The sequence below is a fragment of the Rathayibacter sp. SD072 genome, assembly GCF_017355185.1.
GTDB lineage: Bacteria > Actinomycetota > Actinomycetes > Actinomycetales > Microbacteriaceae > Rathayibacter.
The window spans coordinates 16,526-31,280 of sequence record NZ_JADILJ010000005.1; the positions used below are offsets into that span (position 1 = coordinate 16,526).

Consider the following 14,755-nt stretch of genomic DNA (forward strand, 5'->3'; position numbering starts at 1 on the left):
GCCTACGCTCCCCCGGCTCGCCCGGCCAGCAGGCCGCGCTTCTGCAGTGCGATCGCCCGGGTCGAGTCGTCGGCGTCGAACCGCGGCACCGACCCCGGCTCGTCGGCGAGGCCGAAGCCGTGCTCGGTGCTCCAGCTGACCCACACCTGGGCGCCCTCGCCCACGACCGGTCCGAAGACCATGTTCTGGGCGAAGACGACCACGGGTCCGAGTCCCGGCATCTGGATCGTGTACTGGGTGCTGACCCCGCTGAAGGAGACGTCGACCACGATGCCCGGCCCGAGGACGTTCCGATCGGGCAGATCGCCGGGCGCCTCTGTCAGCAGCAGGAGCTTCTCGGGGCGGATGCCGATGGTCACCTCGCCGCTCGTGCGCGCCGAGCGGGCGGAGGGGACCGTGATCCGGTGCCCGCCGGCCTCGACAGTGAGGGCGCGGTCCGTCGACCCGACGACCTCGCCGGTGAAGAGGTTCGACTGACCGAGGAAGTTCGCGACGAAGGCGGTGCGCGGGAGCTCGTAGAGCTCCTCCGGAGCGCCCATCTGCTCGATCCGGCCCTTGTTCATCACCGCCACGGTGTCGGCCATGGTCATGGCCTCCTCCTGGTCGTGCGTGACGTGGAGGAAGGTGAGACCCACCTCCTCCTGGATCGACTTGAGCTCGAGCTGCATCTGCCGGCGGAGCTTGAGGTCGAGCGCTCCCAGCGGCTCGTCGAGCAGCAGGAGCGCCGGGCGGTTGACGATCGCCCGGGCGAGGGCGACGCGCTGCTGCTGCCCGCCCGAGAGGGAGGAGGGACGTCGCTGCGCGAGGTGGTCGAGCTCCACGAGGCGGAGCGCCTCGTGCGCCTTGCCGACCGGGTCGTCGATCCGCCGGCGCTTCAGGCCGAAGGCGACGTTCTCGAGGATCGACATGTGCGGGAACAGCGCGTACGACTGGAAGACGGTGTTCACGGGCCGCTGGTAGGTCTTGGTGGCGGTGACGTCCTCGCCGCCGATCAGGATGCGGCCGGCCGAGGGCTCCTCGAGCCCGGCCACCAGGCGCAGGGTCGTCGTCTTGCCGCAGCCAGACGGGCCCAGCAGCGCGAAGAACGATCCGGCCGGGATGGTCAGATCGAGCGAGTCGATGGCGGTGAAGCCGGGGTACTGCTTGCTGATCCCGACCAGCTGGAGGTCGGCGCCGCTCTCGGCGAAGGTTCCCGTCGCCATCAGATGCCCAGCAGCACTTTCTGGAACTCGGCCTGGTAGTCCTTCTCCTCCGACGCGCTGAGCGTGCGGAACACGTGCGCCTGCGACAGCGTCTGCTCGTCGGGGAAGATCAGCTGGTTCTCCGCCAGCTCCGGGTCGATGCTCTCCATGGCGTCCTTCGCTCCGTCGACGGGGGTGATGTAGTTGACCCAGGCGGCCACCTCGGCGGCAACCTCCGGCTCGTAGTAGTAGTTCATGAGGGCTTCCGCGTTGGCCTTCCGCTTCGAGCCCATCGGCACGACGAACGTGTCGTTCCACAGCGTGCCGCCGGAGTCGGGGAGTGCGAACTCCCACTTGTCGCCCGCCTCCGCGTTGATCAGGGTGATGTCCCCGGACCAGCAGATGGCGGCGAGGGTGTCCTCGTTCTGCAGATCGTTGAGGTAGGCGTTGCCCTTGATGTTGCGGATCTGACCGTCGTCGACCTGCTTCCGGAAGACGTCGATCGCGTTCATGAACTCGTCGTCGCCCCACGATCCGGCGATGTCGGTCCCCTGCGCCTGCATGATCAGGCCGATCGTGTCGCGCATCTCGCTGAGCACGCCGACGCGTCCGCGCAGCTCCGGATCCCACAGGTCCTCGACGCTCGCCAGCCCGTTCGGCAGCTTCTCCTTGTTCCAGCAGATGCCGGCGAAGCCCGCCTGCCAGGGGAGCGAGAGGTGGCGGCCCGGATCGAAGTCCGGGTTCGCGAGGGACGGGCTGAGGTTGGCGAGGTTGGGGATGTTGGCGTGGTCCAGCTCCTGGACGAAGCCGCGGCGGACGAGCCGCGAGACCATCCACTCGGTCAGGCACACGGTGTCGGCGCCGATGTACTGCCCGAGCGCCAGCTGGTCCTTGACCTTGCCGTAGTAGGAGTTGTTGTCGTCGACCGCGACGTTGTAGGTGACCGAGATGCCGCTCTGCTCCTCGAAGGCGAGGAGGGTCGGGTACGCGCCGTCGTCGTCCTCGTCGAGGTAGGCGGGCCAGTTGTCCCAGACGAGCCTGGGGTCGTCGGCGGATCCGTCGGCGGCGGCCGTGGGGGCCGGACGGCTGACCGGCGCGCACGCGGCGAGCGCGAGGGCGCCCGCCCCGAGACCGAGACCGCCGAGGACCGCGCGACGTGAGAGCATCGCGCGCCGCTCGCGCTCCCGGGAGCGGGCGACGGCGATCGCCTCGCGGAGAACGGGATCCCTCGGGAGGGGACGGGTCATGGCTGCGGCTCCTGACTTCGTCGGTGCGGCGGGAGGCTCACCGGCGTGAACGTGGGGAAATACTGGCACAGCGCTCGAGGCCTGTCGACGCGCAACAGACGAAACCGGACATTCGGAAACATGATCGTCACGAATTCCGCGCTTCGGAGCCCTCCTGACCACGGATTCCTCCGGTACGGCCGATCTCGGGCACAGCGTCGGGCCACCGCGCCCTGCGGACCTCCCCGTGCTGCTCGACGAGGAAGGATCCCGGAGCGCAGAGCGGAGGATCGGGCAGCGGTCCGAGGAGGATCCGCGCCTCCGTCGGCGGGACGTCGAGCACGACCAGCCCGCTCCGACGCGCCAGGGCGAGGAGTGCGCGAGCGGACGCCCACTCCGCGGCGGTCCCGACGACGACCCCGTCCGGGAGCGCGCCGTCCGAGGCGAGCGCCTCGGGCACCCTGCTGGTCGCGCACCACGCCAGCATCCGCGACCGCAGCGCGACCGGAGCGTTCGTGACCACGACCACCGGCGCCGCGTCGAGCGGGACGGGCTCCGGCCTCCGCCGCACCCGGGCGGCGTGCGGGGTCGACGGGGCGAAGACCTGGACCCGTTCCCCGTGCCACCACCCCCCTCCCGGCGGCAGGTCGGGACGGTACGGCTCCCCGTCCCCGGCGAGCAGCTGGTGCTCCTGCCTGCTCGCGGTGCGCAGCAGGAGGACGTCGTCGACTCCGCCTCGGAGCGCCGCGATCCCGTCCGTCGTCCGGCGCGCCGACAGCACGATCCTCCGTCGGCCCGAGCGCACCGCCGTCTGCAGGGCCTCGAGCAGTCGTCGCCTCCCCTCGTCGGCGCAGCGGCGCAGCAGCAGGTCGAGATCGTCGATGACGACGGGCCCCTCGCCTCCCGTGACCGAGTCCCACACCTCCTCGAGGTCGTCGGGACCGAGGACCGCCTGCCCGGGGATCTGCACGGCGAGCTGCCGAAGAGCGGTGGAGCGTCCGGAGCCCGCTGCCCCGAGGACGAGGAGCGAGGACCCGGTGAGCTCGACGACGTCCTGCCTCTGCTCACTCGGCCTGTCCACGACTCCGAGGAGCAGCCGTCCGGCCTCCGGCGCAGGAGCCGGCAGGAGGAAGGGCAGCGGATCCAGCCACGGACGATGCACCGGCACCTCCCGGTCCGCGGGCAGCGCGGCCCGGACCGCGTCGCCCGTGCGGGGCAGTGCCGCTTGCACGAGAGTGCTCCGTCCACCGTGCGAGACGATGCAGCGGCCCGGAGTGCGGTGCGGGATCCGGGCGGCGGCGTCGCTGCCCACCAGCGATCGCGAATCGGCGGCGTCGTGCACACGAAGAGCGATGCGGAGGCCGCAGTTGGCGGCGACCGCATCGCGCACGACGCCGACCGGCCGCTGAGTGCACAGCACGAGGTGCACTCCGAGCGACCGGCCTCGGGCGGCGATGTCGGCGAAGGCCCGGTGCAGATCGGGAGAGCGCTCGAGGACGACCGCGCACTCGTCCACGACCACGACCAGTCGCGCGAGCGCTCCCACGGGCAGCCGCGCGATGTCGGGAACCCCTCGCTCAGCCAGCAGCCGCTCGCGGCGGCGCAGCTCGGCGGCGACGCTGGCGAAGGCGCGGTCGGCGCCGTGCTGATCGAGATCGGTGATGACGCCGGTCACGTGCGGCAGCGTCGCCAGCGGAGCGAAACCCGCGCCGCCCTTGAAATCGGCCAGCAGGAAGGTCACCGCCGCCGGACCGTGCCGCGCCGCGAGGGCGAGGACCCATGCGACGAGGAGCTCGCTCTTGCCGCTCCCCGTCGTCCCGCCCACGATGGCGTGGGGCCCGTCCGCGACCAGATCGATCTCGACCGCTCCCGCGGGTCCCGTCCCGAGGACGACCGGCAGCCCGTTCTCGCCGCCCACCCGCTCGAGCGCACCGAGGTCCGACAGGCTCACGGACTCCGGTAGCGCTCGCTCGCCGGCCCGACCGGCCGAGCGGGCGAGGGCCTCCGCGAACCGCAGCGCCTCGCCGGCCGAGACGTAGGCCACCGCCAGCTCCTCGGCGCGACCCGCGCTCTCGCGGCCGACGACGCGGTCCGGACCGCGTCCACCGAGCTCCAGGACGCAGCGGCACGACGAAGGGAGTTCGGACGCCGACCTCGCGAGGACGAGCAGGTCCGCCCCTCCCGCGGGCGTCGCGTCGGCGCCCATCTCCCACACCTGCCACTGGACGACGGACGTCTCCCCTCGCACGTGAGGGGCGGACCGGAGGCAGTCCCACTCGCGCCCCGGAGGGAGGACGATCCCGAGCTCGTCCGGAGCCACCAGCTCCAGCGCCTGGAGCAGGAGCCCCCGCGCGACGGCCCGCGCGACGACGAGCGGCCCGACGATCCCGATGCCGGCCGAGAACGGGACTCGGAGCGGCGCGTCCGCGATCGACCGGATGTCCCCACCCTCCGCCGCGACGACCGTGCCCCGACCGAGGACCGGCTCGAACTCCCTCGCCCTCCGCCGCCAGCGGGCGTCGGCCGGAAGTCCGCCGCGCAGCACGGCTCTGGCGTCGGGGGCGGCGATCCTCATCGCCTCGAGCTCCTCCCGGGCCCGCGCCGCCTGCGCCGCGTCGTAAGCCCGCAGCTCCTGGTCGTACCGCTCCGCCTCCCGCCGCACCGTCCGACGCCGGACCCTCGCCGCGTCCAGGGAGGAGGCGATCACCACGACCGGGCCGAGCGCGGCGAAGGCGAGCATCATCGGCGAGCGGGTGACCGCGTACAGCACGACCGCCGAGAGGACGGGGGCGAGCGCCGCGACCCAGGGGAAGGACGGGCGCGCCGGAGCGGAGGGCCGTATCGGAGGGCGGGGTGCTGCCAAGCGGATCGGGAGGGTCATCCCCCCATCAGAACGGAGGACGCCCGCGCGTGGGAGGTCAGCGGGTGATCGGGGGACGGCTGGTGCCTGTGGAGGAGCCGTCGACCCGCTCGACGGCCATCTCGACGGAGGAGAGCAGCACCCGGCTGCCGATCTTCGCCCGGTAGCGGCGCCCCGCCTCCAGCGGGAGCGGTGCCTGCGTCGGAGCGACCAGCACCGTGCCGTTCGCCGACCACCGGTCCCTCACCCACAGCCCGCCCTCGTCGAAGCCGAACTCGAGGTGCGTCTTCGACAGCGACCGGGTCTCGTCGGGGATCGCGAGGATGTGGCGCACGTTCTCGCCGGGATCCGGCAGCGGCTGCCGTCCGACGAGTCCCGTGCCCGTCACGATCGCGTGATGACCGGTCCCGAAGGACAGGCGGACGAGGCCCTGGACCGGAGGGGCGAGAGGCGCGCCGGGTGCCGGTCGGCGGTGGCGCCCCGGCGCGAGCCCGGGCAGCCAGGCGCGGCGCGAGGGATCGAGCACCGTCGTGTCGCCGGACGACGTCGGGCTGGAGAGCCCGGGGGTCGCGTGCGTCGCCACCGGGCTGCCGCACTCGCCGCAGAGGATCGCGCCCGAGGCGAGGGTGGAGCCACACGTGCTGCAGATCACCGAGAACGCCCTTTCCGTCCTCCATGCTATCCGGCGTCCGCCGCCCACCGCCCGGACGGCGAGGATCAGCCCGGTTCGCCCGTGACGTCGAGCACGTCCACCACGATGACGGTGACGTTGTCCCGGCCGCCGTTCTCGAGCGCGGCGTCCATCAGAGCGTCGACCGCGTCCTGCGCACTCGTGGTCGAGGAGAGGAGGTGCTCGAGACCCGCGTCCGTCAGCTCCTTCGTCAGTCCGTCGGAGCAGAGCAGAAGCCGCGAGGGCGCGATCACCGGCACGAGCCGGTAGTCGGGGACGGGAGCCTCGTGGAAGCCGACGGCCCTCGTGATCACGTTGCTGTGCGGATGCACGTCGGCCTCGTCGCGCGAGATCAGCCCGGCGTCGACCAGTTCCTGCACGACCGAGTGGTCGACGGTCAGCTGCACCAGCGACCCCTGGACCCACAGGTACACCCGGGAGTCGCCGATGTTGAAGACCGACCAGTAGGGCTCGCCTCCGACGGCGGTCAGCGCCGCTCCGGTGACGGTCGTGCCGGTGCCGCGGTCGGCCGACTGCGACTGGCGCGCGATGTCGCTCACGGCGTCCCGCAGAGCCCGGTCGATCTCCTCGGCGCCGACCGTCGCTCCGGTCGCCGCCGTCGAGAGCCGGGAGACGACGGCGTCGCTCGCCACCTCGCCCGCCGCGTGGCCGCCCATGCCGTCGGCGACCGCGAAGAGCGGGGACTTCGCCAGGTAGCTGTCCTCGTTGCCGCTGCGGACGTGGCCGGTGTGCGTCCTCGCGGCCCAGCCCAGCGTCACCTCCGCCGACGGCGCATCGGAGCTCCACGCCGAGACGGGGACGGTGACGGAGGCGCGGCCGCGGCCGATCTGCGTCATCGCGTCTCCTCGTCTGCGCTGCACCGCCCGCGAGCGGCGGAGGACCCTCCGATGCTACTTGCTGACGACGGGGCGGCAGAGCGCTCTCCCGGCCGAGCGCGCGGCCGGAGGCGACCGCCCCGGGAGCGGGTCGCACTGCTTCTCCGGACGACGGTGGAATCCGTGCACGGACGGGGGCCGAGCGTGCGGATTCACTTGCCGCGGTACCTCTTGACTGCCAGGATCGTCGCATGAGCCCCAACCGTCCTCCTTCACAGCGCCCCGTCCAGCTCGACGACGTGTCGAAGGCGATCATCGAGCAGCTGCAGGCCGACGGGCGCCGCTCGTACGCCGAGATCGGCAAGGCCGTCGGTCTGAGCGAGGCAGCGGTCCGCCAGCGGGTGCAGAAGCTCACCGAATCCGGCGTGATGCAGATCGTCGCCGTCACGGATCCGATGCAGCTCGGCTTCTACCGTCAGGCGATGATCGGCGTCCGTGTCACCGGTGACACGCGCGACGTCGCCGACCGCCTCGCCGCGATCCCGGCCGTCGACTACGTGGTCCTCACCGCGGGCACCTTCGACATCCTCGCCGAGGTCGTCTGCGAGAACGACGACGACCTCATCGCCCTCCTCAATCAGGAGATCCGCTCGCTGCCGGGAGTCCTCTCGACCGAGACCTTCGTCTATCTCAAGCTCCACAAGCAGTTCTACAACTGGGGAACGCGGTAAGCCATGACCGATACAGCCTTTTCCACCGACGCCCTCGAGTCGGGCGACGCCGTCAGCGGCACCGACGCACCGAGCGGGGTCGACGACGCCGCGCTCCAGAAGAAGGCGAAGGACCACCTCTGGATGCACTTCACCCGGCAGTCCGTGATGGACTCGGGCGCCGGCGTCCCCATCATCACGCGGGGCGAGGGCCACCACATCTGGGACAGCACCGGCCGCAAGTACTTCGACGGCCTGTCCGGCCTGTTCGTCGTCAACGCGGGCCACGGGCGGCGCCGCCTCGCCGAGGCCGCCGCCAAGCAGGCGTCCGAGCTGTCCTTCTTCCCCCTGTGGTCCTACGCGACCCCCTCCGCCATCGAGCTGGCGGACCGTCTGGCCGACCACGCGCCGGGCGATCTCAACCGGGTCTTCTTCTCGACCGGAGGAGGCGAGGCCGTCGAGACGGCCTTCAAGCTCGCGAAGCACTTCTGGAAGCTCCAGGGCAAGCCCGGCAAGCACAAGGTGATCTCGCGCTCCGTCGCCTACCACGGCACTCCGCAGGGAGCTCTCGCCATCACCGGCATCCCCGCGATGAAGTCGATGTTCGAGCCGCTGGTCCCCGGAGGATTCCGCGTGCCCAACACGAACTTCTACCGGGCCCCGCAGCACGGGGACGACCTCGAGGCGTTCGGCGTGTGGGCAGCGGACAGGATCGAGGAGATGATCGAGTTCGAGGGTCCGGACACCGTCGCCGCGGTGTTCCTGGAGCCGGTGCAGAACTCGGGAGGCTGCTTCCCGCCCCCTCCCGGCTACTTCCAGAGGGTGCGCGAGATCTGCGACCGCCACGACGTCCTGCTCGTCTCGGACGAGGTGATCTGCGCCTTCGGCCGGATCGGGCACATGTTCGCGTGCGACGAGTACGGCTACGTCCCGGACATGATCACCTGCGCGAAGGGGATGACGAGCGGCTACTCCCCCATCGGAGCGACCATCGTCAGCGACCGCGTCTACGAGCCCTTCCGGCACGGCCAGGTGTCGTTCCCGCACGGCTACACCTTCGGCGGGCACCCGGTGTCGGCGGCGGTCGCGCTCGAGAACCTCGACATCTTCGAGGAGGAGAGGCTCAACGAGCGCGTCCGCGAGAACTCGCCCGTGTTCCGCTCGACGCTCGAGAAGCTGCTCGATCTGCCGATCGTCGGCGATGTGCGCGGAGCCGGGTACTTCTTCGGCATCGAGCTCGTGAAGGACAAGGCGACGAAGGAGACCTTCGACGAGGACGAGTCCGAGCGGCTGCTCCGAGGGTTCCTGTCGAAGGCGCTCTTCGACGCTGGCCTGTACTGCCGCGCCGATGATCGGGGCGACCCGGTGGTGCAGCTCGCGCCGCCGCTCACCGTCGGCCCGAAGGAGTTCGACGAGATCGAGCAGATCCTGCGCGGCGTCCTCACGGAGGCGTGGTCGCGGCTCTGAGCGACGAGCGCGCCGCGGAGTCACGCGGCGCGCTCCTGCCCGACCAGCCACGGTGAGCGCTCCCCGCGCCCGAGTGCCGCGAGCAGTCGCCGTGCGCTCTCCTCGTGCGGATCCGTCCGTCCCGCCTCCCCTGCCACGCGCGCGGCCTCCTCAGGATCGCCTGTGGACCAGTGCAGGACGGCGAGCAGGACGAGCACCGCGGCCCGCTCGGTCCTCGGAGTGAGCTCGGCCACCGCCGCGACGAGGGTGATGGCCGAGAGGAGTGCGGCCCGCGGCGTCACCGCACGCGGCTGGGAGACCAGCGAGAGGGCATGGCCGACCCAACCGGGACGCTGCGCACTGACGATCAGCGCGGCCGTCAGAGCAGGTCTCGGGAGGCGGGCTCCGCCCTCCGCGGTTCGCCGCAGCAGCCCGTCGACACTGCCCCGGAGACGCGCGGGCAGCTCCGCTCGAGGATGACGGTCGAGCAGCGCGTCGACGTGCTCCGAGACCGACCGCGCCTGCTCCGGCGCCTCCCCGATCGCACCGGTGGAGGATCCGTCGATCGGACCGTCGTCCGCGTCGAGGACCTGGACCACGTCGACCGACAGCTCCCGAGCCCGTCCCCGGAGCGCTGCCGCGACTCCCTCGCCTCTGCGCGCGCTCGAGGTGTAGACGACGGCGACGACCGAGTCCGCCCGACCGAACCGTCCGAGCGCCCCGAGGAACGCCCCGACCGAGGGAACAGGGTCTCCGCAGGGCAGGTCGAAGCGCATGGCTCCGGTCGTCGACCCGTCCCGCACCGGCAGCAGGACGACGCTCTCGCGAGGACGGAAGCCGACGAGTCGCGGCACCTGTGCGAGGGCTCGGCGGTGGAGGAAGGAGGCGGTGGTGTCGTGGAGAGTCATGGCTGCAGAGTGGCGGGCCGCACGCGGCGCCGCTCGTCCGCTCGGCCGCCTCCGAAGACGGCCGGGCCGAAGGCGCTCCTGTGGAGGAGTCCCGGCCGCCCGCTGCGCCCTCTTCTCCGATGAGCGCGTGCGGCGCCACACCGCACTCCCCTGGCTCCTCCCCACACGCCCTCCGCCCGACCTGTGCACCGATGTCCGATTCCCGCCGGTCGCGGCGGGGACCCGTCGGTACTCTCGTGGCATGAGAACGACTCCCCTCCTCGTCCGCCGCACGACGAGCCCCCTCGGCAGGATCGAGGTGGGCTCTGACGGCGAGTCCCTTGTGTCGCTCGCGATCGCGAGAGCCGACGAGCTCCCCCACGACCACCTCCGCGAGTCGGACGATCCCGTCCTCGACGCGGCCGTGACCCAGCTCGACGAGTACTTCACCGGGACCCGCACGACCTTCGATCTGCCTCTGAGCCTGCGCGGCACGGTCTTCCAGCTTGAGATCTGGCGGGCGCTGCAGGGTCTGGGCTGGGGGGAGATCACCTCGTACGGGGCCCTGGGCGCCGCCACCGGGCGGCTTCGAGCGGGGCGCCCGATCGGAGGAGCCGTCGGTCGCAATCCGATCCCGATCATCATCGGCTGCCACCGCGTGCTCGCGGGCGACGGGCGCATCACGGGCTACAGCGGCGGCGAGGGCGTGCCGACGAAGGCCTGGCTGCTCGATCATGAGGGGATCCCCCACCGATGACGACGGCCGACGGCGTCCTCGTCGGCGAGGACGGCCTCGCCCGCTGCGCCTGGTCGGGCGAGGACCCGGAGTACCGCCGCTACCACGACGAGGAGTGGGGGTTCCCGCTCCACGGCGACCGCCCGCTCTTCGAGAAGATCTGCCTGGAAGGATTCCAGGCCGGTCTGTCGTGGATCACGATCCTCCGCAAGAGACCGAGGTTCCGACAGGTCTTCCACGACTTCGAGCCGGACGCCGTGGCTCGGATGGACGGCGACGACGTCGAGAGGCTGATGGACGACACCGGCATCATCCGCAACCGCGCCAAGATCATCGCGACGATCGAGAACGCCCAGGCCGTCGTGGCGCTGCGCGAGCGCGACGGCGAGGGCGCTCTCGATCGCCTCGTCTGGTCGTTCCCGGACGAGCGCACGGCCTCGGCACCGGTCTCCCTCGATCAGATCCCCACGAGGACCGCGTCCTCGCTGGCTCTCGCCCGAGCGCTCCGGAAGGCCGGGTTCCGTTTCGTCGGCCCCACCACCATGTACGCGCTGCAGCAGTCGGCCGGCATCGTCGACGACCACGTGAGGGGCTGCTTCCGCGCGCTCGGCTGAGTCAGGCCTCGGGAACCACCAGATCCAGTTCGCCCGTCGACTCGTTCAGGGAGAGCTCGAATCCTCTGCCCGCCGACCACGCCGCGAGCTCCGAGAGCGAGTCGGTCTCGACGGCGTCCTCCGCGAGCGCCCGCACGAAGAGCCCTTTGCTCAACTTGTTGAAGTGGTTCAGGTTGCGGAGCAGCCCGTCGGCGCCGCGCGAACGCACCCGGACGAAGAACCGGCCCTCCCCGCTCGCCAGCGGGCCGAGGGCCGCGTAGGCCTCGCTCCGGAGATCGAGCACCAGACCTTCGAGCGAGGACAGCGCCGCGCCCGCCGACCCGGCCCACCACCTCTTGAGCGGCTTCCCCGGGATCCGGGAGTCGTGCGACAACCGGTAGGCGGGAATGGGGTCCAGCGCGGCGACCGGACCCCAGAGCGCCGACTGGATGAGAACCGTCCGCGCGAGGAACGATCGCGCCGCCCCGTCGAGGGTCTCCGCACCGAGCGAGTCGTAGAGGACTCCGTCGAACCGGTCGATCGCCGGCATCGCCGGAGCGAGGGGAAGCTCCGCGTTGCGCTCGATCTCCCCGCTCTGCCGCGGGCTGAGCTTCAGAGCCCGGGCCGACGCCTCGCGATCGGCCGAGAGCTCGACCAGCGCGTCGCGCAGCTCGCGTCGGAGCGACGAGAGCTCCGGGAACGCGAGCGCCTCGAAGGCGAACGCAAGAGCGCCCCCGGGGCGCTTGGTCTCGGACGGCGGCAGCAGGACGTGCACGGTGCTCCTTCGGTTGCTCGCGCCCCGCTGGGCGCACGACGGAGGGGCCGGGCGATCGTGATGATCGCCCGGCCCCTCCGGTGCCGCGGTGAGCGGCGGTGTCTCAGACGAGCGCCGCCTCGCGGGCGACGACGGTGACGACGTCGTTCTCGACGGACAGGAATCCGTCATCGGCCTGCGCGGTGATGCGCGAACCGTCGACCGCGGTGACGCGGACCTCACCACTGGCGAGGATCGCCAGCAGCGGCTCGTGCCCGGCGAGGATTCCGATCTCGCCCTCGACGGTGCGGGCCGTGAGCTGCTTCGCCTCTCCCGACCACACCTCCGCGTTGGCGGAGACGACGCTGACCTTCAGGGTCCCGGCCATGATCAGCCGTTCTCCTTCTGGATCTGGACCCACTTCTCCTCGACGTCCGAGATCGAGCCGACGTTGAAGAACGCCTGCTCGGCCACGTGGTCGAACTCGCCCTTGGTGATCGCGTCGAACGACTCGATGGTGTCCTTCAGCGGCACGGTCGATCCCTCGACGCCGGTGAACTTCTTCGCCATGTACGTGTTCTGGGAGAGGAACTGCTGGATGCGGCGCGCACGCGACACCGTGATCTTGTCCTCTTCGGAGAGCTCGTCGACACCGAGGATCGCGATGATCTCCTGCAGCTCCTTGTTCTTCTGCAGGATCTGCTTCACGTTCGTCGCCACGCGGTAGTGGTCGGCGCCCAGGTAGCGGGGGTCGAGGATCCGCGAGGTCGAGGTCAGCGGGTCGACGGCCGGGTACAGGCCCTTCGACGCGATCTCGCGCGAGAGCTCGGTGGTGGCGTCGAGGTGCGCGAACGTGGTCGCCGGCGCCGGGTCGGTGTAGTCGTCCGCGGGGACGTAGATCGCCTGCAGCGAAGTGATCGAGTGTCCGCGGGTCGACGTGATGCGCTCCTGGAGCACACCCATCTCGTCGGCGAGGTTCGGCTGGTAGCCCACCGCGGAGGGCATGCGGCCCAGCAGGGTCGACACCTCCGAGCCGGCCTGGGTGAAGCGGAAGATGTTGTCGATGAAGAGCAGCACGTCCTGCTTCTGCACGTCGCGGAAGTACTCCGCCATCGTGAGCGCCGACAGGGCGACACGGAGGCGGGTTCCCGGCGGCTCGTCCATCTGGCCGAAGACGAGGGCGGTCTTGTCGAAGACGCCCGCCTCCTCCATCTCGGCGATGAGGTCGTTGCCCTCACGGGTGCGCTCGCCGACACCGGCGAACACCGACACTCCACCGTGGTCCTGCGCGACGCGCTGGATCATCTCCTGGATGAGGACGGTCTTGCCGACGCCCGCTCCACCGAACAGACCGATCTTGCCGCCCTGAACGTACGGGGTGAGGAGGTCGATGACCTTGATGCCGGTCTCGAACAGCTCCGTCTTCGACTCGAGCTGGTCGAACGCCGGCGGCTTGCGGTGGATGGGCCAGCGCTCGGTGATCTCGAACGACTCGCCGTTGATCTTGCCATCGGCGTCGGCGTTGAGCACCTCTCCGATGACGTTGAAGACCTTGCCCTTGGTCACGTCGCCGACGGGGACCGAGATCGGCAGGCCGGTGTCGTGCACCTCCTGACCGCGGACGAGTCCGTCGGTCGGGTTGAGCGAGATGGCGCGGACGAGGTCGTCGCCCAGGTGCTGCGCGACCTCGAAGGTCAGCTTGCTCGAGACGCCCTCGACCTCGACGTGCGTGTAGAGCGCGTTGTAGACCTCGGGGATCGCGTCGTGGGGGAACTCGATGTCAACGACGGGGCCGGTGACGCGGGCGATGCGGCCGATGGCCCCGCCCGACGTCCCGGTCGCCGCCTCAGGTGCGGTCAGTGTCATTGCTTCTTCCTTCTTGGTCTCACCGCACCCGGGGCGCGGAGTTTCGTGTCTGGGGAGGAGAGCCGTCTACTTGGCGGACGACAGGGCGTCCGCGCCGCCGACGATCTCCGCGATCTGCTGCGTGATCTCGGTCTGGCGGGCGTTGTTGGCGAGACGCGTGTAGGTCTTGATCAGCGTGTCGGCGTTGTCGCTCGCCGACTTCATCGCCTTCTGACGCGCTGCGTGCTCCGACGCCGCCGACTGCAGCATCGCGTTGAAGATCCGGCTCTCGACGTAGACCGGGAGGAGGCGGTCGAGGACCGTCTCGGGGTCCGGCTCGAACTCGTACAGCGGGTAGAGGTCGCTGTTCTGGTCCTCCGCGCCCTCGACGACCTCGAGCGGCAGCAGACGGACGACCGTCGGCTGCTGGGTGACCATGCTGACGAAGCGGTTGTACACGAGGTGGATCTCGTCCACGCCGCCCTCTTCGTCATCGAGGTTGTACGACTCGACGACCGCGTCGGCGATCTCCTTCGCCGTCTCGAACACGGGCTGGTCGGTGCCTCCGGTCCAGACGCGCACGCTGGGGCGCTTCCGGAACGAGAAGTACGCGTTCGCCTTGCGGCCGACCAGGTAGAAGACGACCTCCTTGCCCTCGCTGCGCAGCAGCGAGGCCAGCTCCTCCGCCTCCTTGAGCACGCTCGAGGAGAAGGCTCCTGCGAGTCCGCGGTCGGAGGTGAAGATCACGATCGCGGCCGTGTCCAGCTTCTCGCGCTCGGTCGTGAGCGGGTGCTCGACGTTCGAGTAGGTCGCGACGGCCGACACGGCCCGCGTGATCGCGTTCGAGTACGGAGCCGCGGCGGCGACGCGGTTCTGCGCCTTCTGGATGCGCGAGGCCGAGATCAGCTCCATGGCCCGAGTGATCTTCTTGGTCGTCTGGGCCGAACGGATCTTCGACCGGTAGACCCGAAGTTGCGCTCCCATGTGTCTCCTGTAGTCCTTGTGTGACGA

14 protein-coding genes are annotated in these 14,755 nt (G+C 70.8%); 4 read left to right on the forward strand and 10 right to left on the reverse strand.

What is annotated here, in order from left to right:
* Window positions 1-2: 2 nt before the first annotated feature.
* The 5 genes from IOC53_RS03180 to IOC53_RS03200 all read right to left on the reverse strand — a co-directional run bounded on the left by IOC53_RS03180 (window position 3) and on the right by IOC53_RS03200 (window position 6,794).
* Window positions 3-1,202 carry an ABC transporter ATP-binding protein gene (locus tag IOC53_RS03180; RefSeq protein WP_207402945.1) on the reverse strand — a complete coding sequence of 400 codons (1,200 nt, stop codon included), beginning with the start codon at window positions 1,200-1,202 and terminating at the stop codon, window positions 3-5.
* Complete coding sequence (locus IOC53_RS03185; RefSeq protein ID WP_207402946.1) at window positions 1,202-2,428, reverse strand: PotD/PotF family extracellular solute-binding protein; 1,227 nt, start codon at window positions 2,426-2,428, stop codon at window positions 1,202-1,204. The genes IOC53_RS03180 and IOC53_RS03185 overlap by 1 nt, the downstream gene beginning before the upstream one ends.
* Before the next feature lie 127 nt (window positions 2,429-2,555).
* Complete coding sequence (locus IOC53_RS03190) at window positions 2,556-5,288, reverse strand: FtsK/SpoIIIE domain-containing protein (protein WP_207402947.1); 2,733 nt, start codon at window positions 5,286-5,288, stop codon at window positions 2,556-2,558.
* A gap of 37 nt (window positions 5,289-5,325) precedes the next feature.
* The gene (locus IOC53_RS03195; protein ID WP_207402948.1) at window positions 5,326-5,919 is read right to left on the reverse strand and encodes a hypothetical protein; all 594 of its coding nucleotides are present in this window, start codon (window positions 5,917-5,919) and stop codon (window positions 5,326-5,328) included.
* 65 nt (window positions 5,920-5,984) lie between these two features.
* Window positions 5,985-6,794, reverse strand: coding sequence for a PP2C family serine/threonine-protein phosphatase (locus IOC53_RS03200; protein ID WP_207402949.1), 810 nt, complete (start codon window positions 6,792-6,794; stop codon window positions 5,985-5,987).
* Between the two features lie 230 nt (window positions 6,795-7,024).
* Here IOC53_RS03200 and IOC53_RS03205 point away from each other — a divergent pair, with 230 nt between their 5' ends.
* Together IOC53_RS03205 and IOC53_RS03210 are read left to right on the forward strand one after the other, a co-directional pair.
* The gene (locus IOC53_RS03205; RefSeq protein WP_207402950.1) at window positions 7,025-7,504 is read left to right on the forward strand and encodes an Lrp/AsnC family transcriptional regulator; all 480 of its coding nucleotides are present in this window, start codon (window positions 7,025-7,027) and stop codon (window positions 7,502-7,504) included.
* A gap of 3 nt (window positions 7,505-7,507) precedes the next feature.
* Window positions 7,508-8,950, forward strand: a complete 1,443-nt coding sequence (locus tag IOC53_RS03210) for an aspartate aminotransferase family protein (RefSeq protein ID WP_207402951.1) — start codon at window positions 7,508-7,510, stop codon at window positions 8,948-8,950.
* A 20-nt stretch (window positions 8,951-8,970) separates the two neighbouring features.
* Here the strand turns inward: IOC53_RS03210 and IOC53_RS03215 are convergent, their stop codons facing one another.
* Window positions 8,971-9,837: a DUF4192 family protein gene (locus IOC53_RS03215; RefSeq protein ID WP_207402952.1), complete on the reverse strand. Its 867-nt coding sequence runs from the start codon at window positions 9,835-9,837 to the stop codon at window positions 8,971-8,973.
* Window positions 9,838-10,078: 241 nt separating this feature from the next.
* Here IOC53_RS03215 and IOC53_RS03220 point away from each other — a divergent pair, with 241 nt between their 5' ends.
* Both IOC53_RS03220 and IOC53_RS03225 read left to right on the forward strand, forming a co-directional pair.
* The gene (locus IOC53_RS03220) at window positions 10,079-10,573 is read left to right on the forward strand and encodes a methylated-DNA--[protein]-cysteine S-methyltransferase (RefSeq protein WP_207402953.1); all 495 of its coding nucleotides are present in this window, start codon (window positions 10,079-10,081) and stop codon (window positions 10,571-10,573) included.
* Window positions 10,570-11,166, forward strand: a complete 597-nt coding sequence (locus IOC53_RS03225; protein WP_207402954.1) for a DNA-3-methyladenine glycosylase I — start codon at window positions 10,570-10,572, stop codon at window positions 11,164-11,166. The genes IOC53_RS03220 and IOC53_RS03225 overlap by 4 nt, the downstream gene beginning before the upstream one ends.
* Before the next feature lies 1 nt (window position 11,167).
* On the opposite strand, the gene IOC53_RS03230 is transcribed toward IOC53_RS03225, so the two are convergent.
* From IOC53_RS03230 to IOC53_RS03245, 4 genes are all read right to left on the reverse strand, one after another.
* Window positions 11,168-11,920, reverse strand: a complete 753-nt coding sequence (locus tag IOC53_RS03230; protein ID WP_207402955.1) for a YaaA family protein — start codon at window positions 11,918-11,920, stop codon at window positions 11,168-11,170.
* A 103-nt stretch (window positions 11,921-12,023) separates the two neighbouring features.
* Window positions 12,024-12,287 carry a F0F1 ATP synthase subunit epsilon gene (locus IOC53_RS03235; protein WP_207402956.1) on the reverse strand — a complete coding sequence of 88 codons (264 nt, stop codon included), beginning with the start codon at window positions 12,285-12,287 and terminating at the stop codon, window positions 12,024-12,026.
* Window positions 12,288-12,289: 2 nt separating this feature from the next.
* Window positions 12,290-13,765, reverse strand: coding sequence for a F0F1 ATP synthase subunit beta (gene atpD / locus IOC53_RS03240; protein ID WP_055794692.1), 1,476 nt, complete (start codon window positions 13,763-13,765; stop codon window positions 12,290-12,292).
* Between the two features lie 66 nt (window positions 13,766-13,831).
* Window positions 13,832-14,728 carry a F0F1 ATP synthase subunit gamma gene (locus tag IOC53_RS03245; RefSeq protein WP_077223375.1) on the reverse strand — a complete coding sequence of 299 codons (897 nt, stop codon included), beginning with the start codon at window positions 14,726-14,728 and terminating at the stop codon, window positions 13,832-13,834.
* Window positions 14,729-14,755 lie beyond the last annotated feature (27 nt).